28 protein-coding genes and 1 pseudogene are annotated in these 21,170 nt (G+C 46.2%); 22 read left to right on the plus strand and 7 right to left on the minus strand.

Annotated elements, in window-relative coordinates:
• The first annotated feature begins 8 nt into the window (after window positions 1-8).
• From ADU37_RS02525 to ADU37_RS02555, 7 genes and pseudogenes are all read left to right on the plus strand, one after another.
• Window positions 9-569 carry a hypothetical protein gene (locus ADU37_RS02525; RefSeq protein ID WP_058946140.1) on the plus strand — a complete coding sequence of 187 codons (561 nt, stop codon included), beginning with the start codon at window positions 9-11 and terminating at the stop codon, window positions 567-569.
• Window positions 570-578: 9 nt separating this feature from the next.
• Window positions 579-2,477 carry a molybdopterin-dependent oxidoreductase gene (locus tag ADU37_RS02530; protein ID WP_238981988.1) on the plus strand — a complete coding sequence of 633 codons (1,899 nt, stop codon included), beginning with the start codon at window positions 579-581 and terminating at the stop codon, window positions 2,475-2,477.
• 59 nt (window positions 2,478-2,536) lie between these two features.
• Window positions 2,537-2,857, plus strand: a complete 321-nt coding sequence (locus ADU37_RS02535; RefSeq protein WP_058946141.1) for an iron-sulfur cluster assembly protein — start codon at window positions 2,537-2,539, stop codon at window positions 2,855-2,857.
• A gap of 5 nt (window positions 2,858-2,862) precedes the next feature.
• Window positions 2,863-3,222: an iron-sulfur cluster assembly protein gene (locus ADU37_RS02540; RefSeq protein WP_058946142.1), complete on the plus strand. Its 360-nt coding sequence runs from the start codon at window positions 2,863-2,865 to the stop codon at window positions 3,220-3,222.
• A pseudogene (locus ADU37_RS02545) lies at window positions 3,212-4,048 on the plus strand (aldo/keto reductase). Before ADU37_RS02540 ends, ADU37_RS02545 begins: the two are co-directional and overlap by 11 nt.
• A 33-nt stretch (window positions 4,049-4,081) precedes the next feature.
• The gene (locus tag ADU37_RS02550; RefSeq protein WP_058946143.1) at window positions 4,082-4,321 is read left to right on the plus strand and encodes a LysO family transporter; all 240 of its coding nucleotides are present in this window, start codon (window positions 4,082-4,084) and stop codon (window positions 4,319-4,321) included.
• Window positions 4,318-4,905, plus strand: coding sequence for a lysine exporter LysO family protein (locus ADU37_RS02555; protein WP_058946144.1), 588 nt, complete (start codon window positions 4,318-4,320; stop codon window positions 4,903-4,905). Before ADU37_RS02550 ends, ADU37_RS02555 begins: the two co-directional genes overlap by 4 nt.
• Here ADU37_RS02555 and ADU37_RS02560 read toward each other — a convergent pair.
• Window positions 4,893-5,090, minus strand: a complete 198-nt coding sequence (locus ADU37_RS02560; protein WP_058946145.1) for a hypothetical protein — start codon at window positions 5,088-5,090, stop codon at window positions 4,893-4,895. The two genes, ADU37_RS02555 and ADU37_RS02560, sit on opposite strands and share 13 nt — an antisense overlap.
• A gap of 74 nt (window positions 5,091-5,164) precedes the next feature.
• On the minus strand, window positions 5,165-5,455 hold the full coding sequence (locus ADU37_RS02565) for a hypothetical protein (protein WP_058946146.1): 291 nt from the start codon (window positions 5,453-5,455) through the stop codon (window positions 5,165-5,167).
• A gap of 163 nt (window positions 5,456-5,618) precedes the next feature.
• Between ADU37_RS02565 and ADU37_RS02570 the strand changes: the two genes are divergently transcribed.
• The 6 genes from ADU37_RS02570 (at window position 5,619) to ADU37_RS02595 (ending at window position 9,265) form a co-directional block, all read left to right on the plus strand.
• Window positions 5,619-5,897 carry a 50S ribosomal protein L44e gene (locus ADU37_RS02570; RefSeq protein ID WP_058946147.1) on the plus strand — a complete coding sequence of 93 codons (279 nt, stop codon included), beginning with the start codon at window positions 5,619-5,621 and terminating at the stop codon, window positions 5,895-5,897.
• Between the two features lie 17 nt (window positions 5,898-5,914).
• Window positions 5,915-6,106: a 30S ribosomal protein S27e gene (locus ADU37_RS02575; RefSeq protein WP_175060245.1), complete on the plus strand. Its 192-nt coding sequence runs from the start codon at window positions 5,915-5,917 to the stop codon at window positions 6,104-6,106.
• 79 nt (window positions 6,107-6,185) lie between these two features.
• Entirely contained in the window at window positions 6,186-7,013 is an 828-nt protein-coding gene (locus tag ADU37_RS02580) for a translation initiation factor IF-2 subunit alpha (protein ID WP_058946149.1), read from the plus strand.
• The gene (locus ADU37_RS02585; protein WP_058946150.1) at window positions 7,010-7,189 is read left to right on the plus strand and encodes an RNA-protein complex protein Nop10; all 180 of its coding nucleotides are present in this window, start codon (window positions 7,010-7,012) and stop codon (window positions 7,187-7,189) included. The genes ADU37_RS02580 and ADU37_RS02585 overlap by 4 nt, the downstream gene beginning before the upstream one ends.
• Window positions 7,186-7,971 (plus strand): proteasome assembly chaperone family protein, encoded by a 786-nt coding sequence (locus tag ADU37_RS02590; RefSeq protein WP_058946151.1) that lies wholly within the window; start codon window positions 7,186-7,188, stop codon window positions 7,969-7,971. The genes ADU37_RS02585 and ADU37_RS02590 overlap by 4 nt, the downstream gene beginning before the upstream one ends.
• Before the next feature lie 28 nt (window positions 7,972-7,999).
• Window positions 8,000-9,265 carry a TIGR00375 family protein gene (locus ADU37_RS02595; protein WP_058946152.1) on the plus strand — a complete coding sequence of 422 codons (1,266 nt, stop codon included), beginning with the start codon at window positions 8,000-8,002 and terminating at the stop codon, window positions 9,263-9,265.
• Here ADU37_RS02595 and galT read toward each other — a convergent pair.
• The gene (gene galT, locus ADU37_RS02600; protein WP_058946153.1) at window positions 9,262-10,242 is read right to left on the minus strand and encodes a galactose-1-phosphate uridylyltransferase; all 981 of its coding nucleotides are present in this window, start codon (window positions 10,240-10,242) and stop codon (window positions 9,262-9,264) included. The two genes, ADU37_RS02595 and galT, sit on opposite strands and share 4 nt — an antisense overlap.
• A gap of 53 nt (window positions 10,243-10,295) precedes the next feature.
• Here galT and ADU37_RS02605 point away from each other — a divergent pair, with 53 nt between their 5' ends.
• A complete protein-coding gene (locus ADU37_RS02605) occupies window positions 10,296-11,558 on the plus strand; it encodes a glycoside hydrolase family 1 protein (RefSeq protein ID WP_058946154.1) in 1,263 nt (420 codons plus the stop codon).
• On the opposite strand, the gene ADU37_RS02610 is transcribed toward ADU37_RS02605, so the two are convergent.
• Genes ADU37_RS02610 through ADU37_RS02620 form a run of 3 tightly spaced genes read right to left on the minus strand, consistent with a single transcriptional unit; the run spans window position 11,553 to window position 15,015 of the window.
• The gene (locus ADU37_RS02610; RefSeq protein ID WP_058946155.1) at window positions 11,553-12,884 is read right to left on the minus strand and encodes an MFS transporter; all 1,332 of its coding nucleotides are present in this window, start codon (window positions 12,882-12,884) and stop codon (window positions 11,553-11,555) included. The genes ADU37_RS02605 and ADU37_RS02610 overlap by 6 nt on opposite strands.
• Window positions 12,871-13,965, minus strand: coding sequence for a polysaccharide deacetylase family protein (locus ADU37_RS02615; protein WP_058946156.1), 1,095 nt, complete (start codon window positions 13,963-13,965; stop codon window positions 12,871-12,873). Before ADU37_RS02615 ends, ADU37_RS02610 begins: the two co-directional genes overlap by 14 nt.
• Entirely contained in the window at window positions 13,966-15,015 is a 1,050-nt protein-coding gene (locus tag ADU37_RS02620) for a galactokinase (RefSeq protein WP_058947607.1), read from the minus strand. It lies immediately after the preceding gene.
• Between the two features lie 91 nt (window positions 15,016-15,106).
• Between ADU37_RS02620 and ADU37_RS02625 the strand changes: the two genes are divergently transcribed.
• Window positions 15,107-16,042, plus strand: coding sequence for a thiamine-phosphate kinase (locus ADU37_RS02625; protein WP_058946157.1), 936 nt, complete (start codon window positions 15,107-15,109; stop codon window positions 16,040-16,042).
• Here ADU37_RS02625 and ADU37_RS02630 read toward each other — a convergent pair.
• Window positions 16,039-16,746, minus strand: a complete 708-nt coding sequence (locus ADU37_RS02630) for an SDR family oxidoreductase (protein WP_058946158.1) — start codon at window positions 16,744-16,746, stop codon at window positions 16,039-16,041. The genes ADU37_RS02625 and ADU37_RS02630 overlap by 4 nt on opposite strands.
• Window positions 16,747-16,845: 99 nt before the next feature.
• Between ADU37_RS02630 and ADU37_RS02635 the strand changes: the two genes are divergently transcribed.
• The 7 genes from ADU37_RS02635 (at window position 16,846) to ADU37_RS02665 (ending at window position 21,146) form a co-directional block, all read left to right on the plus strand.
• Window positions 16,846-17,511 (plus strand): helix-turn-helix domain-containing protein, encoded by a 666-nt coding sequence (locus tag ADU37_RS02635; protein WP_238981989.1) that lies wholly within the window; start codon window positions 16,846-16,848, stop codon window positions 17,509-17,511.
• 53 nt (window positions 17,512-17,564) lie between these two features.
• Window positions 17,565-17,834, plus strand: coding sequence for a hypothetical protein (locus ADU37_RS02640; RefSeq protein WP_058946160.1), 270 nt, complete (start codon window positions 17,565-17,567; stop codon window positions 17,832-17,834).
• Window positions 17,803-18,255, plus strand: coding sequence for a type II toxin-antitoxin system VapC family toxin (locus ADU37_RS02645; protein ID WP_058946161.1), 453 nt, complete (start codon window positions 17,803-17,805; stop codon window positions 18,253-18,255). Before ADU37_RS02640 ends, ADU37_RS02645 begins: the two co-directional genes overlap by 32 nt.
• Window positions 18,256-18,323: 68 nt before the next feature.
• The gene (locus ADU37_RS02650) at window positions 18,324-19,175 is read left to right on the plus strand and encodes an ABC transporter ATP-binding protein (protein WP_058946162.1); all 852 of its coding nucleotides are present in this window, start codon (window positions 18,324-18,326) and stop codon (window positions 19,173-19,175) included.
• A complete protein-coding gene (locus ADU37_RS02655) occupies window positions 19,172-19,873 on the plus strand; it encodes a hypothetical protein (protein WP_058946163.1) in 702 nt (233 codons plus the stop codon). The genes ADU37_RS02650 and ADU37_RS02655 overlap by 4 nt, the downstream gene beginning before the upstream one ends.
• Window positions 19,870-20,574: an ABC transporter permease gene (locus ADU37_RS02660; protein WP_058946164.1), complete on the plus strand. Its 705-nt coding sequence runs from the start codon at window positions 19,870-19,872 to the stop codon at window positions 20,572-20,574. The genes ADU37_RS02655 and ADU37_RS02660 overlap by 4 nt, the downstream gene beginning before the upstream one ends.
• A gap of 224 nt (window positions 20,575-20,798) precedes the next feature.
• Window positions 20,799-21,146: a hypothetical protein gene (locus tag ADU37_RS02665; RefSeq protein ID WP_144433175.1), complete on the plus strand. Its 348-nt coding sequence runs from the start codon at window positions 20,799-20,801 to the stop codon at window positions 21,144-21,146.
• Window positions 21,147-21,170 lie beyond the last annotated feature (24 nt).

A 21,170-nucleotide genomic window follows, 5' to 3' on the forward strand; every position in this document is an offset into this window, starting at 1 on the left:
TGGTTAAATTGGATCTCGCAAAGCTCAGGGAACTTCTTGAGATGGAGTTATCTTCAAATGAATTAACTTCCTTAGATGAGGAGTTTTACAAGGAGTTCGACAGCCTTGTAAAGGCATTGAAGCTTAGGGCAGAGTCTTCCAAGGAGAGGGGAGAAGAAATCGAGGAAAGACTGTACCTTGCAGAGATGAACGTTGCAGAAAAGCTAATCAAGGAGATACTTCGGGCAAGGCTTCATAAAATAGTGGACATGGTCTTTGAAGGAAGACCACAAAACCTTGTCGGTGAAGAAAGGAGAATCTTTTCCCTTCTTTTGGCGTTTGTGAACAGGGAGCATATTCCCATGGAAGGTTTTGAGATGGTTGAGGAGGAAACAGAAGAAGAAATCCCAGAGAGCGGAAAACAAATTTGGGAGGCTTACCTTATTCTCGAAGATATCCCCAAGGTCATGGACGAACGCCTGAGGGAGTACGGGCCTTTCAAGGCGGGGGATCTGGTTACTCTTCCAAGAACCCTCGGGCATGTTTTAGTTCAGAGGGAAGTTGCTAGAAGGGTGAGCATTTCCCCTTAGGTGGTTCTAATGTTTAGTGTGTGCATGAGAGACTGCTATGACACGTGTGCAATTATAAGCGAGCTCAAAAACGGAAAGCTTTTTGTTAGGGGGAATCCGGATCATCCAATAACGAGAGGTTTTTTATGTCAGAAGGGCGCTCTTCTGCCAAAGTGGTTCCACAGCGAAGAGCGGTTAAAAAAGCCGCTAATGAGGGAAACGCTGGAGGATAAATTCAGAGAGGTAGAATGGGACGAAGCTATCAAAGTAGTTGCAGAGAAGTTGAAAGAAACAATAGAGAGCTACGGAAGCGAAAGCGTTCTTGTTTATAACTATGCCGGCGATAGGGGGGTTGTTAATTATGCCTTCCCGTTGAGGCTTTTCCACTATCTCAACACCGCAATGCTCGATTATGGAATATGCGATAGAGCCGGCCAAGAGGCTTTAAAAGACGTCTATGGAAGTGCAGTAGGAATGGATCCGGAGGAGCTGAAGAATCAGAAACTCATTGTGTATTGGGGAATAAACCCCCTATGGACGAACCTCCATGGGTTTATGCTTGCGAAAAAGCACAACCTCGAAAAATGGGTTGTTGATGTTATAAGAACTGAAACTGCAAAAAGGAGCGAAAAGTTTTTCCAGATAAGGCCCAACACAGATGCTCTGTTTGCCCTGGGAATTGCGAAGGTAATCGTTGAAAACGAACTCTACGATAAGGACTTCGTAAGAGAAAACGTATACGGGTTTGAAGGGTTTGCAGAATATCTCAAAAAGATAAACCTGGACTTTGTAAGCGAGGAAACCGGAATTGAAAAGGAGAGAATAGAGGAGTTTGCCTTTGAGTATTCCGAGAAGAGGGGAGTTATCCACATCGGATACGGTTTTCAGCGCTCCCTCAATGGCGGAGAGGCCGTGAGAGCAATTTCCATTCTCCCAGCCCTTGTGGGACATAAGTTTGGCTTTATCTACGATATGAAAACAATCGATAAAAGCTATGCTGAGGGGGCTTTTCTAAGAACAAAACCGGTCAAGGGAATACCCCAGATGAAGCTTGCCGAATACATTGAGAGGGGAGAGATTAAGTTTCTCTACATATACAATGCCAATCCCCTGGCTTCGCTTCCGAATCAGAACAGATTAAGAAAAGCCATAATGGAGAACGATGTATTCGTTGTTACTCATGACATCTTTTTAACTGACACAGCGCTCTATTCTCATGTGGTTTTACCTGCGAACACGTTTTTTGAGAGGTTTGACATTGCCGATTCCTACTACCACCGCTATGTTGCATTAAACGAGCCTGTGACGAGGCTCTATGGGAAGAGCAACAGTGAAGTAGCTAGAATGCTCGCTAAAGCCATGGGTATAGAGAATCCCTACCTTTATGAAAGCGATGAAGAGGTCGTGAGAAAGGTCTTGGAGATGAACGGTTTAAGCTTGGAGGAGCTCAAAAAGAAAGGCTTTGTAAAAGTTGAAGCAAAGGGGAGAAAATACGACACCCCAAGTGGAAAGATAGAGTTCTACTCTCAGAGGGCTCTTAGGAGAGGCCTTTCTCCTTTCCCCAAGTATAAACCGCTGAAAGGGAAAGGGCTCCAGCTTTTGAGTCCGACATGGAAGCTGACAATCACAAGCCAGTACCACAACACTTACAACATAATTGATCCTCACCTCTACATTAACCCCAAGGATGCCCAAGCAAGAGGTATCAAGGAAAACGATGAGGTGGAGGTTTTCAACGAATACGGAAAAATAAAAACGGTGGCGAAGATTAGCGAAGATGTTCCTGAAGGAGTCGTGATTCTCTACAAGGCATTTTGGGTTAGACTGCTCGGCTGGAATGTGAACTTCCTTACAAGCGATGAGACCGTTGAGAAATATGGAAACGCCTCAGCTTTTCATTCGACATGGGTAGAGGTGAAAAAGGTTTAACCAAATTTGTCCAAAAATGTTTTTATGCATTCTCTCCAATCTTCAAACGGTGAGGAATAATGAAAGTTTACAGAAGGGATAGGGAGTATCCTCAGGAATACAAAGAAGTTCTCGAGGAGTTGAGCACTGTTATTGATCCGATAAGCACGATGAATATACTCGATGCCGGTCTTTTAGCGGGACTTGACGTTAGTGATAACACCCTCAAGATATGGCTCGCCGTGGAGAGCAATGCATATTACAACATGATTGGGGGCGCTGCAATAGCTCATTCAAAGATAATTGGCGATATAATGGAACGCTTTGCCCTTGTGAAGTTTCCGAGGGTTTACATATATGACATGAAAAACAACCTCCTCGCAAAGTTTGAGAAGAAGTGAGGAAGATGGGATTTTTAGACTTCCTTAAAGAAAAGCCAAGAGGAAACCTGAGGGAGCTCCCTCCTGAGGTTAAAGAGGTCGTGGAGGAGCTTAGGAAAGTAAAAGACCCGGAAACGGAACTTAATATAGTGGACGAAGGGTTAGTGTATGGCCTAACTGTGGAGAATGAAAAGGTTATGGTATGGCTTCTCTTAGCGAGAACCACTCCAGAGTGCCACTTTTGTCAGGCGATTGCCATGAACGTGCAGAAGAGGATTATTAGAGACATCATTGGAGTATTAAGGGAAAAAGGTTTTAGGAGCGTTAAGGTGTATAATGAAATTGGACTTTTACTTGAGGAATGGAGGGATAAAGATGAGGGTTAAGGCGTTTAATGATCTGAAAAGAATTGGAGACGACAAGGTTACGGCCATCGGAATGGGTACATAGGGTGTAGGAGGCTGGGAGAGTCCGGACTACTCAAGGGATAGAGAACATGTAGAAGCCCTTAAATACGGGCTTGAGCTTGGAATGAACCTCATAGACACGGCGGAATTTTACGCCTCTGGCCACAGCGAAGAGCTCGTTGGAAAAGCCATAGAGGGGTTTGAAAGGGAAGATATTTTCATAGTGAGCAAAATCTGGCCCACCCATTTTGGATACGAGAGTGCCAAAAAAGCAGCAAGGGCAAGTGCAAAGAGACTTGGCACTTACATAGACCTCTATCTCCTTCACTGGCCTACTGAGGACTTCAGAAGAATAGAGGAAACCCTCCATGCTCTTGAAGAGCTCGTCGATGAGGGCCTTATCAGGTACATCGGCGTTAGCAACTTCGACCTTGAGCTCCTCAAGAGGAGCCAGGAAGCTATGAGAAAATACGAGATCGTGGTGAATCAGGTAAAATACTCTCTAAAAGACCGAAGATCAGAAGAGAGCGGCTTGTTGGAGTACATGAAGAGGGAGGGCATCACGTTGATGGCTTACACCCCACTGGAAAAGGGAACCCTGGCAAGAAACGAGTGTTTGGCAGAGATAGGGAAAAAATACAACAAAACCGCCGCTCAAGTTGCATTGAACTGGCTCATATGGAAGGAAAACGTTGTCGCAATTCCAAAAGCGACAAACAAGGAACACATTAGGGAGAACTTCGGTGCGATGGGATGGAGGCTGAGCAGAGAGGATTACGAAAAAGCCCTTGAATGCGTCCGGTAGTTTTATTAATATTTGTGTACCTTAAGTTAAGACATGAACATTTTCATCCCCCTTGTGCTGGGTGTCTTCGTGGGTTATCTGCTTAGGGATAGAATAAAGTTTAGCATGGACAAACCGATGAGTATTGCTTTGCTGTTTTTGATATTTTTCATGGGTGTTGAAGCGGGCAGAGTGGAAATAGACGCTTTCAAGCTTTTCATCTCTTCCCTCGTTTTTGCCTCTTTTACAATACTCGGAAGTCTTTTCATGGCGCTGCTGGGGGTGAGGAAGTGAGTTTTCTCTATCTGGTACTCTCATCCCTCCTCCTTGGCATGCTCGTTGGGAAGTACACGGGTTTAGAGTTCGGTAACCTCTACGAGCTCATGCTCTATCTCCTCATATTTATTATAGGCATCGACATTGGAAAGAGCAAGGGATTAAGAGAAGAGCTTAAACGACTTGGCAAAATGGCTCTTTTGCTTCCTTCTGCTACAGTTGTGGGCTCACTGATAGGGGGCCTTTTTGCTTCTCTCCTTTTGAAGGTTCCTCTTAAGTGGGGATTAGCAATTTCTGCGGGTTTTGGGTGGTATTCCTTAACGGGCCCTCTCTTGGCAACTTATTCTCCGATATATGGGGTAATTGGATTTCTGGCAAACTTAACGAGGGAAATTCTAACGATTATTTTCTACCCCCTTGCAATAAAGAAGATTCCAAAAGAGAAGGCGATAGTCATGGGGGGCGCAACGACCATGGATACAACCCTTCCACTGATGGCAAAGTTTGGGGGAACGGAGATAACGCTTCTTGCTTTTGTACATGGGTTTATTTTAACGGCAATAGCGCCTTTTTTGATTCCCCTAATACTTCAGCTTTTGTAGTGCTCCAATAGCTTCTCAAGCATCTTTTTATGCTGTTCTTTGTTGTTTTTGATGTCCTTTGCGATTCCCTTCAGCACTGGGTGCTTGGCTTTCTCCGAAAGCTTTTCGTAGTTCATTATGAGGGCTTCCTTGTTCTTTATGTATTCTCCTAACTTCTCCTTAATCTCTTCCATGAGCTCTCCCACAACGGGCTCCCCCGGGAATTCTCCGAAATACTCCTCTAAAATTTCATCTGTGGGGATTTTAGTGCCAATGGCGTCTACTTCCTTGGAAGAATTATCGTTGGCACCCCCGGGAAGAGGACGGCTGTTCCAAGTTCCGCTTCTTCCTCCGGGGTATACTCTCTCACAAGCTCTTTAACTTCCTGATAAGCCTTTTCCAGAGCTTCGGAGATGTGCTTGTGCAGTGTTTCGTCTATGGTCAGCTTTAGGAGAAAGTTTCTCAAGTCTGCGTATTCTGGATCTTTGAGCTTTTTAAGGAGTTTTTTGTAGCTCTCGAGCTCTTTTTCCTCCAGCCCTTTAATCTCATGAAGGAGCTCTTCCAGCATCATTGCCCCTCACCCCGATTTTTAGTAACATTTTGTATTTAAAAATTTTTCTGAGCTTCCAAAAACGTTTTAAAGGGTTCTATGTTAGGGGTTCTCGGACTGTCATGGGTTCATGCTCGGGGGTGTCCGTGAAGGAACCTACCGGGCGTGTTATGGAGGTGGAAGTATGAAATACCCGAAGCAGATAAGGACATACTGCCCGTTTTGTAAGAAGCACACAGTTCATAAGGTGGAGAGGGTAAAGAAGAGACCTAGGAGTGAGCTTAGCGCTGGTCAGAGAAGATTCAGGAGAATCTTAAAGGGTTACAAGGGTTTCCCAAGGCCGAACCCAACTGGAAGGGAAAAGCCAGTGAAGAAGCTTGACCTTAGGTTTAGGTGCACAGAGTGCGGAAAGGCACACACAAGAGGCGAAGGGTTTAGAGTAAAGAAGTTTGAGCTCGTGTGAGGTGAGAAAAGATGGCAGTGCCTAAAAACCTCATCCCAATGCCAAGGTCAAGATTCCTCAAGGTTAAGTGCATTGACTGTGGAAACGAGCAGATAGTCTTTAGCCACCCAGCAACAACTGTACGATGTTTGGTTTGTGGCTCAACTCTCGTCGAACCGGCTGGCGGAAAGGGAATCATAAAGGCAAAGATTCTCGAAGTTCTTGAATGACCTCTCTTATTTTTCTCCAAAACCTTAAAAACCTCATACAACTACCTTTATTTGGTAAAATTTTTGGGAGATGATGAGAATGCCGAGGAGAGCTAGAGAATTTCCGGAGGAAGGAGAGTTTGTTGTTGCTACCGTTAAGAGCATTCACCACTACGGTGCGTTCTTGACACTTGACGAGTATCCCGGAAAGGAAGGTTTTATGCACATAAGCGAAGTCGCCCCAACTTTTGTGAGAAACATCAGGGATTACCTTAAAGAAGGCCAGAAGATTGTGGCAAAGGTTATACGCGTTGATCCAAGTAAGGGGCATATAGATTTAAGCCTTAAGAGGGTCAAGCAGCAGGAGAGAAAGGCAAAGATTCAGGAGTTCAAGAGGGCTCAAAAGGCAGAGAACCTCTTAAAGATGGCAGCCGAAAAACTCGGCAAAGATTTTGAGAGGGCTTGGAGAGAGGTTTGGGTGCCGCTTGAGGAGGAATACGGAGAGGTTTATGCGGCATTTGAAGATGCCGCTCAAAATGGCATTGAAGTTCTTAAAGATCTCATCCCCGATGAATGGTTACCGGTTCTTGAGGAGATAATAAAGAACTACGTTGAGATTCCAACCGTCACAATAGATGCGGAGTTCGAAATAACTGTCCCCACTCCTAATGGCATTGAAATCATAAAAGAAGCTCTCATAAGGGCCAGAGACAGGGCAAATGAAGAGCAGGGGATAGAGGTTAAGTTCAGCTATCTCGGGGCACCGAGGTACAGAATAGATATTACCGCTCCGGACTACTATAAAGCCGAAGATGTTTTGGAGAAGATAGCCTCGGAGATACTTCATGTTATAAAACAAGCCGGTGGAGAAGCTTCGCTCATAAGGAAAGAAAAGAAGATAAGGAAGATAAAGAGGAGAGAGGCATGAGGTTCAGAATTAAAAAATGCCAAAAATGTGGCAGATACACTCTGAAAGATATTTGCCCGGTTTGTGGAGAAAAAACCAAATCGGCTCATCCTCCTAAGTTTTCCCCGGAGGATCCGTACGGGGAGTATAGGAGGAGACTTAAGAGGGAACTATTCGGCGTTGGGGTGAAAAAATGAAGGAAACGATGATAGTTGTTTATGAAAAGCCCGACATATACGACCCGGTCTTTATTGAAGGTCTCCCCGGAATTGGTTTAGTTGGCAAATTAGCTGCAGATCATTTAATTCAGGAACTCAAGGCAAAGAAATTTGCCGAGCTTTACTCTCCTCACTTCATGCACCAAGTTATAGTAAAGAAGGATTCGACAGTGGATTTAATGAGAAATGAGTTCTACTACTGGAAAAGCCCAGATGATGAGCACAGGGATTTGATAATAATCACCGGAGACACTCAAGTACCTCCAACCGACAGCTACGGCCACTTTGAAGTCGTTGGGAAGATGCTTGACTTTGTGGAGCAGTTTGGAACGAGGGAGATAATCACAATGGGCGGTTATCAAGTGCCAGAGCTTGAAGGAGAGCCAAGGGTATTGGCTTCTTTCACCGATTTGGAAACAAAGGAGAAATACAAACATCTACCTGTTGTGTTTAGGGAAGACGAAGGGGGAGCAATAGTCGGAGCAGCAGGTTTGCTTTTGGGCATAGGAAAGCTCAGGGGAATGAGAGGGGCATGCTTCCTTGGAGAAAGCCTCGGCTACATAGTGGATGCGAGAGCTGCCAAGGCAGTTCTAAGCGTCGTTGCACAGGTTCTCAACTTAGAGATAGACATGAGTGCCCTCGACGAGAGGGCGAAAGAAACCGAGGAAATCCTTAGAAAGGTTCAAGAAATGCAGAGAGCGATGTTTGAGCAGCAGCTTCCACAACCGGGCCATGAGGAAGAAGATAGAGGCTACCTTTGATTTTTTCCTTTTCTTTTGAGGTGCTTTTATGATAGTTGACGCTGATCTGCACATCCACTCCCGCTATTCCAAGGCGGTCTCAAAGTTGATGACCTTTCCCATTTTAGCAGAAAACGCAAAGCTCAAGGGTCTTGAAATTGTGGGCACTGGGGATATTCTAAACCTCCAATGGGAGAAGGAGCTCTTAGAAGCTGCTCAAAAAGTTGATGAGGGGAGTTATGAAATAAAAGGCGTGAGATTTCTCCTTACGGCTGAGGTTGAGGACAGCAGGAGAGTTCATCATCTCCTGATTTTTCCCTCTATTGACGCGGTAAGGGGGATGCGTGAAAGGCTCAAGCCCTACTCCAAGGATATTGAAAATGAGGGAAGGCCGCACGTAAATTTAAGTGCTGCCGAAATAGCTGATTTAGCAAATGAACTTGACGTTTTGATAGGCGCGGCCCATTCATTTACCCCATGGACAGCTCTCTACAAGGAGTACAACAGCCTTAAAGAGGCATATGGTGACGCCAAGGTTCACTTCCTTGAGCTGGGGCTTTCTGCAGATTCCTACGTGGCCGACAGGATAAAGGCTCATCACGGGCTTACCTATTTAAGCAACTCCGACGCTCATTCTCCAATGCCCCACAGGCTTGGCAGAGAATTCAACCGCTTTGAAATTGAGGATGCGACGTTTGATGAGGTTAGAAAGGCCATCCTAAAGCGTGGGGGGAGGAAGATAATCCTCAACGTCGGGCTTGACCCGAGGCTTGGTAAGTACCATCTAACAGCCTGCTCAAAGTGCTACACCAAATACAGGCTTGAGGATGCTAAGGGGCTAAACTGGAGATGTGAGCTTTGCGGAGGAGTTATAAAGAAGGGGGTTCATGATAGGATTCTTGAGCTTGCCGATACAAACGAAAGGCCAAAGGACAGACCTCCTTACCTCCATTTGGCCCCTCTTGCGGAGATAATAGCCATGGTTCTCAACAAAGCTGTTGAAACCAAAGCCGTCAAAAGCATATGGGAACGCCTTTTGAGGGAGTTCGGCAGTGAAATTGCCGTTCTGGTCGATGTTCCGATAAAAAGCATAACCGAGCTGATTGGGGAAGAGATAGCCAAGGCAATCTGGGCGTTCAGGAATGAAAAGCTTATCGTAATCCCCGGTGGAGGGGGCAAGTACGGCGAGATTAGGCTCCCAGAAGAGATAAAGAAAGCTAAGCTTGAAGAAATAGGGGATATAAAAATAAAGCATGAGGATGTCTACTACAGACCAAAACAGAGCTCGATTTTGAGCTTCTTGAAGAAAGCCTAAAAACACCTGCCCTCCGCGTTTAGCCTTTTTACAACTCTTCTGCAGGCCTCTCTGAGCTTTCTCGCGTTCTCCTCCGGGATGCCGTCATAAGTGAACTCCCACGTGCCCAATTCAATACCGGCAGTGTATTTGACCTTTCCGTTGTCCCTTAGGATTGGGTAGAACTCGATGTGCAGGTGGTAGAAGGGGTATTTCCCTTTAAACGGTGCCTGGAAGATCATCATCGCGTAGGGCATGTCCCTCTCTAAGACTTCATTTAGGCTTCCGGTAACAGCTTGAAGCACATCGGCTAAATCTTTTGTCTCTTTGCCGTTAAGCTGAGTTAAATACTGAACGTGTCTCTTTGGATACACATGGATTTCAAAAGGCCAGCTGGCAAAGAAGGGCATGAAGGCAATGAAGCTTTCGTTTTCATAGATAGCTCTTTCTTCATTGGCTTCTTCCTTAAGTATTCTGCAAAATAGACATTCTCCAAAGCGGTGGTAGTAGTTCCTTGAGTTTTCAATTTTTAACCTCGCCTTGAGGGGGATAAAGGGAAGCGCGTAGAGCTGGCCGTGAGGATGAGTTAGGCTAACTCCTATCTCTTCCCCTTTGTTGCGAAAGATTGCGAGATAAGCCACTCTGGGGTTTTCCATGAGCTTGGCAGTTGTCTCTTTCCACAGCTCTACGACTTTTATCATCTGCTCCTTCGGAAGCTCGTTGAAATCCCTCAGTTCGTGTTCAGGGGTTTCCACTATAACACTGCACTGACCGAGGGCTCTGGCTTTTGTGTAAAATTTCTCCTGCTCCGGCTTTGGTGCATCAAAAGACAGCATGGGGAATCTATTTGGTAAAAGAAGAACTTCCCAGCCGTAACCGGTCTCCTCAGTGCCGGGACAGAAAGGGCAGAAGTTTTTAGGCCTCCAAGGGCGGTTCCTTCTAACAGCGGAAACCATAATCCACTGCCCGGTTAAAGGGTTATAGCGGAGTTCCCTCATAGCCATCACAATGGATTTAAGTTTTCAGGGCAAATAAATGTTTGGTGAATGTCATGCTTGTCTTTCCCGATTCCTTCCTCTTTGGAACAGCAACATCTTCCCATCAGATTGAGGGGGACAATAGGTGGAACGACTGGTGGTATTATGAGGAGACAGGCAAGCTCCCCTACAAATCCGGCAAAGCCTGCAATCACTGGGAACTTTATAAGGAAGATATAGAGCTGATGGCTCAGCTCGGCTACAATGCCTACCGCTTCTCTATAGAATGGAGCCGCCTCTTCCCGGAAGAGGGCAAGTTCAACGAGGAAGCCTTCAACCGCTACCGTGAAATCATTGAGCTCCTCCTTGAGAAAGGAATAACGCCTAACGTCACGCTTCATCACTTCACCTCCCCATTATGGTTTATGAAGAAGGGAGGCTTTTTGAGGGAAGAGAATCTCAAGTACTGGGAGCAGTACGTTGATAAAGCCGCGGAGCTCCTCAAGGGAGTCAAGCTTGTGGCAACTTTTAACGAGCCGATGGTCTATGTTATGATGGGCTACCTCACGGCCTACTGGCCACCCTTCCTCAAGAGCCCCTTTAAAGCATTTAAAGTCGCCTCAAATCTTCTCAAGGCCCATGCAATGGCATATGAAGTTCTTGGCAACAGATTCGAGGTGGGAATAGTCAAAAACATCCCCATAATGCTCCCTGCAAGCAACAGAGAGAAAGACGTAAAGGCTGCTCAAAAGGCTGATTCCCTCTTTAACTGGAACTTCCTCGATGCAATATGGAACGGGAAATATAAAGGAGCTTTTGGGACTTACAAAACTCCAGAAAGCGATGTGGACTTCATAGGGATAAACTACTACACAGCCAGCGAGATAAAACACAGCTGGAATCCGCTGAAGTTTTTCTTCGATGCCAAGCTTGCAGACTTAAGCAAGAGAAAAACAGATATGGGTTGGAGTGTCTATCCAAGGGGCATATACGAAGCTATAGCAAAGGTTTCACGCTACGGAAAGCCAATGTACATCACGGAAAACGGGATAGCTACCTTAGACGATGAGTGGAGGATAGAATTTATCATCCAGCACCTCCAGTACGTTCACAAAGCGCTGAGTGAAGGGTTTGATGTGAGGGGGTACTTCTACTGGTCTTTTGTAGATAACTTTGAGTGGGCTGAAGGCTTTAGACCGCGCTTTGGGTTGATTGAGGTGGACTACACGACCTTTGAGAGGAGACCGAGAAAGAGCGCTTACGTATATGGAGAGATTGCAAGGGAAAAGAAAGTAAAAGACGAACTGCTGGCAAAGTATGGACTTCCGGAGCTATGACGTCCCTTTTACAAGCTCCTCCGCTCTTTTTCTCAAAATTTCTCTGATTCTTTCTCTGTCTTCGGGGTAGCTCTTTCTTATCCAGAGCCACACCAATGCACAGGGTATCCAGAAGAGGCTCCCTATTAGGAGCGTATATTGGTAAGCTAAAGCGTCTGAGTAGCCCATGCTCCTAAGTGTCTCTATTAAAAATCCACCGAACAAGGGGCCAGTGGCTTTCCCAACGTTATCCAGGATGTTAAAGAGGCCAAACACAGTACCCCTGTCTTCTGGGAGGTTAAGTTGAGAAACTATTGCCCTAACGTTTGGCCCAGCATAGGAAACGAACTGAACAAACACTATGGAATAGAGCGTTAAAGCTACCCAGTGAATTGGGATTAATTTGCTTGGGAGGGGATAAAGAATAAGGCCTATAGCAGCTATCATCCCGATGAAGATCGCCAGGCCGGTAATTACAGCCCTTCCGCCCCTCTGCCTTGCTTCGAAGTAATCCCCCACAAATCCGCCTATTAGACTTCCCATGACGCTTGAGATGCCAATTATAAGGAGGACAAACGTGGCGGTGCTTTTTTCCATTCCACGCGTCACAATGAAGAAAGAGATAAGCCAGTACATTATAACCCCCCATGGAACTGTTCCTATGATGCCCTGAAGGAAAATTAGGATGTTTGTCTTGGTCTTGAAGGACTTTTTGAGGGCTTCTTTGTTTAGCCGGTAAGTGTATTCATAGCCCCTCTCCAAAATCTCTTTAAGCTCCTTTTCTCCCTCTCCTCTCTTGGGTTCCTCTGCTACGAAGTAGAAGAGCGGCGCGAGGATAAAGTTTGGAACCGCGGCGATTATAAATGGAGTCCTCCAGCTCACTATTAAACCTGCTATTATCATTCCGAAGAGCGTCCCAAAACCAAAGGCAGTCTCTATGTAAGCGTAACCCCTTCCCCTCTTTTCCTCCTCGAACATGTCGGCTATTAGGGAGTATCCTATGGGGATTATCGAGCCTATACCTATTCCCGTAAGGAAGCGCATTGCCAAGAGTTGCCAGTAGCTGGTAACGTAAGCCGTTAGGAAGCACGGGACTTCTCCAAGGAGAACTCCTATCACAAGGAGCTTCTTTCTGCTTTTTATGTCGGAGAGCATGCCCCATAAGATAGTGATCAAAGCACTCGTTGCAACAAAAATAGTTGAAACAAGGCCCATTTGAGTTTCGCTTATACCGAATTCTGCCATTATCTGCTGGTAGTTTGGAGGAAGAAGGTTCTGATCTGCCATCAAAAAAGCCGCCATCAATACAAGCAGTGCAATCGAAACCCTTCTTCTAAGGTTCTCCATTTTCACCCCTCCAATCGTTATATATAGCCCGGAAGGCGTCCAGCCTCCTCTCAGGGAGGGGCTCCCATCCCCTTGCATCGCTGTTCTCGGCTAAAAAGGCAAGTTCGCCGTCCATACCAAAGGAAAGCATATTTAGCCTTGCGTTCCCCTCATCCTCCGTCCATATCCTCAAGCTCTTATCTGGTGCCCAGCTTGAAGTCCGTAAGTAGAGCTCTCTTCCACTGTGCTTCAGCTCTGAGGGAAGGCACAGTTTCGAGCCGAGCTCGTCTATAACCTCTAACAACCCCTCAACGCTCATTCTGTGACCTGCAATGTCCCTATAGCCAATGAACTCTATGTCGGTGCCGTATAGGAGGATGTTGTCCTTGTCCTCTATCCAGCCCGCCACTTTCTTAGGATTCATAAGGGGAAGTCTTCCGATGCCGAGCATTACAGCCGTGTTCACGGACACCCAAACCGGTACGGCTTCGATGTTTTTGACTGCCTTTAGCGTTACCTTACCTTCAAAAACGAGCTTTATCGCCTTCCTAAGCTCCCTGAGACCGAGGAGATAGTTGATGTACCTAAAGCGCTTTTCCTTCTGGGCCTTTATGAGGTGCGGATAGAGCGGTTTAATTGGCTTTATCGCCGAGTTGAGGTGAGCTGAGAAAAGCATCGCCTCCCCGTCGGCGAATAGATATTCATAGCCGTTGTCCTTCAGTATGGCCGGTATTACCGGATCATAAGCAAGCTCTGGCAGCCAGAAGCCCTTAGGGGAGACCTCGAAGAGCTCTTCCTTAACCTCCCTATCCCTCTGAACTTGTGCTTCTACTCTGTTAAGGGGCAGGAGGGGGAGTATTGCATGGGTGTAGCTCGTTCCGATTATCTCTATCAGACCACTCGCGATGCCCTCCCTAACGAGATCTATGACCTTCTTCGGGAGGAGCTTTAAGGTATAGCCCGTTATGTTGAGCCCAAAAGGAATCTCTTCTTTAATCAGCGTCCCAATAGTTGGAGTGTATGCCTTCTCTATGACCTTTGGGATTTCGCTCTTTGGGATTTCGGCATACTGTAGGTTGCCATGAAAAACAAGCGCCCTCAACTATCTCACCCCATCAGATGGCTCTACGATGAAGTACCCAGCCTTCCACGGGAACTTTTTCCCATACTCCTCAAGGACTGCTTTCCCAAGCCCTTCTGCATTTTCCTTGTCAACGAGGGCTATCGCTGAACCTCCAAAGCCTGCTCCTGTTAACCTTGCCCCATATGCTCCAAGTTCTCCGGCCTTTCTTACGAAGAAGTCCAGCTCCTCTGAGCTCACTCCGTAGTTTCTTGCAATGTCCCAGTGGGCTCTGGTTAAGATTTTCCCGACCTCTTCAATATTCCCGTTCTTCAGGGCATCCCTCACTTCGAGGACACGCCGATTTTCCCTAACGATGTAGCCAAAGAATTTTCGATAAAGAGAGGGAAGTTTAACAAGTTCACTCTCATCAACGTCTTTTGAGGTTCTTTTTCCAAGAAGACGAAGTGATTCCTCTGCGATTTTCCTTCTTTCCGCATATGCTGAAGAGGCAAGCTCCCTTTTAACTCCCGTGTAGAACACCAGCACTGAAACATCCTCTGGAAACCGTATGTATTCGTAGCTTAGTGTGTCTGTATCCAGAAATATTGCGTGTCCCCTCTTTCCAAAGGCTATTGCAAACTGGTCAAGTATTCCACAGGGCACGCCTACAAACTCGTTTTCCGCTTTTTTGGCAAGCAATGCCATTTCGAGACGAGAAAGGTTGAGGGAATATGCCTTGTTCAGGAAAGCCATAACCGCAAGTTCTAAGCTTGCTGAAGAACTTAATCCTGCTCCAATTGGCAGGTTGCCCAATATTTTCCCATTAATTCCACCTACATTGTACCCTTCCGACTTTAGAACCCAGTAAACTCCCTTCACGTAGTCTATCCATGTGTTCTCCTTGTAAAGCTGATTCAGGCTGAAGAACTTCTCCTCTTTAAAGTGTTCTGAATAGAGAGTCACCGCTTCCGCTTTTCTTCCTTCCAAAATCGTGTAGAGGTTTATTGCCATCGGCATTACGTAGCCAAGAGTGTAGTCGGTGTGCTCACCTATTAAGTTCACCCTGCCGGGGGATTCAATCCTTATCATGACCATCTTAAGAATTTTGAGCTCTTGGGATATAAATTCCTTTCTCCCAAGACTTTTTAACCCCCATATTGTAGTATCAAAGGGGATCACAGTGGAGCGCGAGATAATAGAGCTCTTCATGAAACACTTCAAGAATCAAGGGGATTTGCCTTTGGGAGATGACACTGGGGCACTAAAGCTCGGCGATGAGTGGCTCATAGCAACAAACGACATGCTGGTGAAAAGCACGGACGTTCCGGGAATAATGACGCCCGAACAGGTTGGCTTTAAGGTCTTCACTATGAACGTAAGCGACGTTGCCGCCATGGGGGGTAAACCGATAGGGTTTCTCTTCTCCCTTGGAGTGCCCAGAGAGATTGATATAGGGTACCTTGAGGGCATTGCAAAGGGAATCGCTGAGGCTTCTGACTTCTACAGCACGCCCATAATAAGTGCCGATACCAACGAAGCATGCGATCTCATAATAGATGGAATAGCCCTTGGAAAGACCAAAAGGTTGCTCACGAGGAGCGGAGCAAAGGTGGGGGATTTGGTCTGCGTTACCGGCGACATTGGAAGGGCCTTAGCTGGGCTTAAAGTCTACTTTGATAGCCTTGGAGTTAGCCCAAAAACAAGGAAAGCTCTCTATGAGAAGCTCCTCGAGCCCAAGGCGAGGGTTAGAGAGGGGCAAATACTTTCAAACTATGCAAACGCCGCAATAGACATAAGCGACGGCATGAGCAAGGAGCTCCACTTGGTAGCTGAGATGAGTGGAGTGAGAATAACCATCTATGCCGAAAAGCTCCCAATAAGGGAGGAAGTTTTTGAAGTTGCAGAGCTCTTGGGGGTTGACCCTATTAACCTTGCACTGGCGAGTGGAGAGGAGTTTGAGCTCATCTTTACTATCCCTGAGGAACATCTCGAAAAGCTCGACTTTGAGTTTTCCATAATTGGAGAGGTTGAAAAGGGAAAAGGCGTTTACCTGCAAAAGGATGGAAAAATTAGAGAGATGCCTCTCTTAGGGTGGGAACACCTGGCAAATCCTTAAAATTCAAACTTATACGTCAAAGCCGGCCATCTCGGAAGGTATTTCGCAACCTTGATGTATCCCGGCACGAAAACTTCTTCTTTTTCCTTTTCTATTGCCCTCATTATGGCATCTGCTACCTGCTCTGGTGAGATAGCTCCCTTCGGAGTTTTGTCCCAGAAGGGCGTGGCAACCTGCTTGGGATATACCCTTATGACCTTTATCCCCTTTTCCCGGAGCTCTTCGCTGAGTGTAAGTGATAAGTAGTGAAGAGCAGCCTTTGCGGCACCATACGCTGGAATTTCAGGAGTTCTAACAAAGGCAACACCGCTTATTACCATCACAACTTTTCCGCCCCTATGCATAAATGGCAGCAGCTCTTTGGTCATTAAAACCGGGCTTATCGTTAAAACTCTAAACAGCTTTTGGAGGTCTTCTTCGCTGTGTTCCAAAAGGGGCCTCATTAGGGCAAATCCAGCATTGTTTATCAAGACGTCAACCCTGTTTACCCCCAAATCCTCAAGAGCCTCCTTAACATCTTTTTCTGCATTTTCTTTGGCCAAGTCTTGGACTACATATTCAAAAGAGTCACCGAATCTGGCTTTAAGCTCCTCCAGTGCTTCTCTGCTCCTTGCTATCCCCACAACTTGGTAGCCCTTTTTGATTAACCTCTCAACCAAAAGACGGCCGATGCCCTTTGACGCTCCCGTAACTACAGCCAACATTCTGCTCACCGTCTAATCTTTTTTGAATCATCCTTGGATATAAGTCTAACTGAAACGGCTTTGGCAAAATTAATAACTTTTGCTTTCCAACTATCTTTGATGCCTATGAAGAGGATAAAGTTCAAATTTCCCAATTTTTCGGAGCAGTTCTCAGAGTTTAAGTGGTTTATAGAGGCAATAGAATGGGCATATGGAGACACGCACTTCATGGTTGGTGACGAGATTATAAAGCTCGTGGAAGTTAAGTTCAAAGAGGAAGCCAATCCCCAAGATATCGTAAATCGCATGAAGAAGCTTCCCTATGTCGAGGACATCAAGCTGATATCTCTAAAAAACGGTCATTACTACATGTACACACGTGCAAAGCTTCCAAAATACCCGAACTCAGAAGAAGCTTTCGACGTACTTGAGCTCCAGAAAAGAGGCTTCGTAATATTCGAGAAAGGTACGATGACACCAGAGGAAAGTTTTCTCTACGTTGTCTGCGAGGAGAATTTCGTCTCAGAAATTATATCGGTTCTCAAGAAAACCTACAATGCGGAGGTTGTTGGCATAGAAGATTACACGCCAAAGGAGGACATATTCTCAAAGCTCACAGAAAAACAGCTAAAAACCCTGTTAGTAGCTTACAAGAGCGGCTACTTCGACAATCCAAGGAGGATAACCCTCCGAGAACTGGCGCAAATACTCGGTCTGAGCCCCTCAACCGTGAAGGAGCACTTAAGGAAAGCGGAGAGGAAAATCCTTGGGGAATTGATAGGCTAATTTTACCGAAATACTTAAATCTGTTTTTCGGTAATTATCTACAGGTGAGACTTATGGGGAAGATCAAAACCAGCATTTATATAGATGATAAACTATGGTGGGAGCTCAAAAAAGATGCTGCGGAAGAGAAAAAAGAGCTAAGTAAGCTTCTTGAAGAGATTATTTCTGAGGGCCTTTTATTGGATGTTGAAAGTGCCTTGGAGAAGATGTTAGAAAAATTCGAGAAAAAAATTGAGTTCGAACCAGTCCCTGCCAGGGGTTCTGTAAGTGGACTTGTTAGGAGGATGAGAGATGAACGAGAAGACAGCCTACTTGGACAGTAGTGCTATAATAAAGCGCTACATAAAGGAAGAAAACAGCGAAAAAATAGTGGAGCTATACATTAGGGCATATCAAGGTGAAATTAAGCTGGCCTTTAGTTTGTGGAATATAGGAGAAGTTTTGGGGGTATTGGATAGAGCAAAGAGAATAAAACGGGTTGACAAAGAGAGTTATGAATTAGTTAGAGTCAGATTTCTTTCTGAAGCCCTTAGGATGAAGAAACTTGGGATACTAAAGATAATTCCGGTCCATGGCTCAATTCTAGCAAATTGTTGGAATCTTTTGGAGAAATATCATATCTACCAGGCGGATGCTATACAAATTGAATCCGCAAAGCGAGTAAAGGCTTCTGAATTTTATACAGCGGACAAAAAATTACATCAAATAGCAATCTCAGAAGGACTGAATTCATTTCTTGTTTAGGCAGAGGCCCGCACATGTGCGGGGTTAACTATAACTACTTCAAAGCCCTATTTTAAATTGGTGGAAGCATGCCTGTGATTGAGGTTAAGAATGTTAGAAAGTATTACGGCGATGTTAGGGGTGTTGAGAACCTCAGCTTCGAGGTCGGGGAAGGGGAAATCTACGGCTTTCTTGGACCAAACGGGGCCGGAAAAACAACCACCGTCAAAATCCTCGTCAAGATAATCAGGGACTACGAAGGAACGATCAGGGTTCTCGGAAAAGACCTGCGCGAGTGGGGCAAGGATTACTACAACAGAATCGGCGTCTCCTTTGAGTTTCCAGCGGTTTACTCCCGATTAACGGCCCTCGAAAACCTTGAGTTCTTCGCGAGCTTCTACAAAAAGCACCTCGATCCGATGGAAGTGCTCAAGATGGTTGGCCTTGATAAAGAAGCAGACCAGCTTGTTGCCGGGTTTTCCAAGGGCATGAAGAAAAAGCTTGATCTGGCGAGAGCTCTACTTCCAGATCCAGACATACTCTTCCTCGACGAGCCACTTGAGGGCCTCGACCCGGCGAGCGCGAGAAAGTTCAAAGACCTCCTCCTTGAAATGAGGGAAAGCGGAAAGACGATTTTTCTAACCACGCACAACATGTACGTCGCTGATGAGCTTTGCGACAGGGTTGCCTTCATCGTTGACGGCTCCGTAAGGTTGGTTGACAACCCGGGCGAGCTCAAGGTGAAGATGGGGAAGAGGCTCGTTAAGATCGAGTACGTGGCGAGCAACGGGGTGAAAACGGCGGAGTTCCCGCTCGAGGGCATCGGCCAAAACGAGGAGTTCCTGAAGGTTCTGAAGGACCACGAGATAAGGAGAATCAACACGGAGGAGCCTACCTTAGAAGAGATATTCCTCAAGGTAACCGGGAGGCGGCTCGTATGATGAAGAACCTGCTGAAGACGAACTTCGTCATCGGGGTGAGGAGTTATGTCTACCCCATATACGTGCTCATAGGCCTCGCCTACGGTTTAATGCTCATGGCGTTTCCAGAGCAGTACCTCCCGGCGATGGTGCCAATATTCCTCCTCTTCGAGCCTGGGCTTGTCGGGTTCATGTTCGTGGGCACGGAGATATTCGCGGAGAAGAAGGATGGTGCAATAGGAGCCTTAGCAGTGACTCCAATAGAATGGAGGAACTATATTCTGGCAAAAACGGTCATAATGAGCGTTCTCTCGGTGGTTGGTGCCGTGTTTATAATGGGCATCGGCACACGCTCCCTCAACGGGCTTTCCTACATCATCTTGGGAGTCCTCCTGTGCTCCATAGTTTACACCCTCCTCGGAATAGCCATATCGGCGAAGTACCGCGACCTTGATGAGTACTTCGTCCCAATATTGGCCGTCATGGTGGTTTCGCTACTTCCCTTTGCCCATTATCACGGCTACCTGACGCACTCAATCTGGAAAGCCCTCTACATTGTTCCCAGCTACCCAGCACTTTATTTCTTCAAGGCACCCTTTGAGGAGATTTCAAGGGGCACCCTGGCGCTTTCAGGAATAGCTTTGCTCCTCTGGTCGGCTATAGCATATCACCTCGCTAAAATAAGGTTTTACAAATATGCTGTGGAGGGATTGAGATGAGTTTTGTCAAAAAGTTTGGAGCCATTTACAAGACCGACCTCAAGCTTTTAAGGAGGGATCCGATGCTGCTGTACAGCGTTGCCATGACGCTCGTCCTCCTCCTCATCGTCCGCTACTTCAAAGACCGTGTGGGAGTTTATTACTCCCTCCTGGCCCTCGTAGTGCTGGTGCTCATTCCCATGATATTCGGCATGTTGCCAGGCTTTATGATGGCCGACGAGAAGGAGGAAAAGACGGTTCAGGCATTGAAAGTTATCCCCATCTCGAGCGAGGCTTTTTTAGCGTATAGGCTGACCTGGGCTTCAATAGTAGTGGCTGTATTTACTTTCGTTGCCCCCTATATACTCGACATAGAAATACCCCAAAAGGGCCTCTTAGCTCTAATGACGCTCTTCCTCTTCGAGGCATGGACGTACGGCCTCATGATATCCTCGCTCTCCGAGTCAAGGATGCAGGCATTAACGGTGAGCAAAGTCCTCGGCTGGCTGCTCTTCCTGCCCCCGGCGATAAAGCTCATCGTCGTGTGGAGAAACCTCTCAACGGACTGGAGCAAGTTCACAGCTTTCCTCCCAACTTACTGGCTCTATAAGGTCTTTGAGGAAATATCACTTAACGACTACAGCAATTTCCCAATAGCTCTTGCGGTGCATCTGGCGTGGCTGATACCTTTGGTGGTGATGTTTAGGAAGAGAGTGCTGTAAAGGGGTATCCATTTTTTGCTTGCTATTTCTTGTAGTCATGGTTTATGCTTGGGGTGCTACTCGGGAGTTTATTTTTTATTGCGACAGAACCGAGCAGTAACACTCCTAAGCTGGGAGAAAGAGATGATGTTCAAGTAGAGACACTGAATTTCCAGAGCCATACGGTTTTCCCGCTCTACGGCACCCTGGAAAAGCCTCTAACACCAGCGCTAATCTCTTAAAAAATGAAGAGTATAATGGAATTAAGTAAAAGCAGGTATAAAATGTATGCAATCCCTATTGAAACTCCCGGCACCAATATAATCGGATATGGAGTAAAAATATCTCAAGATGGCTCAGTGGAAGTCAACATCCAGAGAGTGGTGGCAGATGGAATCATAAACATCACTAAAATTCACGAAAACCTTAAGAAATGGGCAAAAGAACCCTTTCAGAGAGCTCCGGATATAAAAGCGGAGCGTCCTATTGGAACTCCACATGGATACGAGGTAAAAGCTATAAAAAGCGATGGGACAGAAACCATGCTTGCCAGGGCACATCAGAGCCGTACTGACGTAACTTTGGTGCCGTGAAAGATGAAGTTTTTTATCCCCCAT

The organism is Thermococcus sp. 2319x1, assembly GCF_001484685.1.
Lineage (GTDB): Archaea > Methanobacteriota_B > Thermococci > Thermococcales > Thermococcaceae > Thermococcus_A.

Excerpts from the sequence above, each read along its gene's own strand:
- galT (WP_058946153.1), bottom strand. The coding sequence starts at position 10,242 with ATGAGGGAACTCCGCTATAACCCTTTAACCGGGCAGTGGATTATGGTT.
- ADU37_RS02530 (WP_238981988.1), top strand. The coding sequence starts at position 579 with ATGTTTAGTGTGTGCATGAGAGACTGCTATGACACGTGTGCAATTATA.
- ADU37_RS02665 (WP_144433175.1), top strand. The coding sequence starts at position 20,799 with ATGAAGAGTATAATGGAATTAAGTAAAAGCAGGTATAAAATGTATGCA.
- ADU37_RS02635 (WP_238981989.1), top strand. The coding sequence starts at position 16,846 with ATGCCTATGAAGAGGATAAAGTTCAAATTTCCCAATTTTTCGGAGCAG.
- ADU37_RS02535 (WP_058946141.1), top strand. The coding sequence starts at position 2,537 with ATGAAAGTTTACAGAAGGGATAGGGAGTATCCTCAGGAATACAAAGAA.
- ADU37_RS02660 (WP_058946164.1), top strand. The coding sequence starts at position 19,870 with ATGAGTTTTGTCAAAAAGTTTGGAGCCATTTACAAGACCGACCTCAAG.
- ADU37_RS02605 (WP_058946154.1), top strand. The coding sequence starts at position 10,296 with ATGCTTGTCTTTCCCGATTCCTTCCTCTTTGGAACAGCAACATCTTCC.
- ADU37_RS02590 (WP_058946151.1), top strand. The coding sequence starts at position 7,186 with ATGAAGGAAACGATGATAGTTGTTTATGAAAAGCCCGACATATACGAC.
- ADU37_RS02595 (WP_058946152.1), top strand. The coding sequence starts at position 8,000 with ATGATAGTTGACGCTGATCTGCACATCCACTCCCGCTATTCCAAGGCG.
- ADU37_RS02585 (WP_058946150.1), top strand. The coding sequence starts at position 7,010 with ATGAGGTTCAGAATTAAAAAATGCCAAAAATGTGGCAGATACACTCTG.
- ADU37_RS02650 (WP_058946162.1), top strand. The coding sequence starts at position 18,324 with ATGCCTGTGATTGAGGTTAAGAATGTTAGAAAGTATTACGGCGATGTT.
- ADU37_RS02550 (WP_058946143.1), top strand. The coding sequence starts at position 4,082 with ATGAACATTTTCATCCCCCTTGTGCTGGGTGTCTTCGTGGGTTATCTG.
- ADU37_RS02570 (WP_058946147.1), top strand. The coding sequence starts at position 5,619 with ATGAAATACCCGAAGCAGATAAGGACATACTGCCCGTTTTGTAAGAAG.
- ADU37_RS02640 (WP_058946160.1), top strand. The coding sequence starts at position 17,565 with ATGGGGAAGATCAAAACCAGCATTTATATAGATGATAAACTATGGTGG.
- ADU37_RS02610 (WP_058946155.1), bottom strand. The coding sequence starts at position 12,884 with ATGGAGAACCTTAGAAGAAGGGTTTCGATTGCACTGCTTGTATTGATG.
- ADU37_RS02655 (WP_058946163.1), top strand. The coding sequence starts at position 19,172 with ATGATGAAGAACCTGCTGAAGACGAACTTCGTCATCGGGGTGAGGAGT.
- ADU37_RS02565 (WP_058946146.1), bottom strand. The coding sequence starts at position 5,455 with ATGATGCTGGAAGAGCTCCTTCATGAGATTAAAGGGCTGGAGGAAAAA.
- ADU37_RS02620 (WP_058947607.1), bottom strand. The coding sequence starts at position 15,015 with ATGATAAGGATTGAATCCCCCGGCAGGGTGAACTTAATAGGTGAGCAC.
- ADU37_RS02540 (WP_058946142.1), top strand. The coding sequence starts at position 2,863 with ATGGGATTTTTAGACTTCCTTAAAGAAAAGCCAAGAGGAAACCTGAGG.
- ADU37_RS02580 (WP_058946149.1), top strand. The coding sequence starts at position 6,186 with ATGCCGAGGAGAGCTAGAGAATTTCCGGAGGAAGGAGAGTTTGTTGTT.
- ADU37_RS02645 (WP_058946161.1), top strand. The coding sequence starts at position 17,803 with ATGAACGAGAAGACAGCCTACTTGGACAGTAGTGCTATAATAAAGCGC.
- ADU37_RS02630 (WP_058946158.1), bottom strand. The coding sequence starts at position 16,746 with ATGTTGGCTGTAGTTACGGGAGCGTCAAAGGGCATCGGCCGTCTTTTG.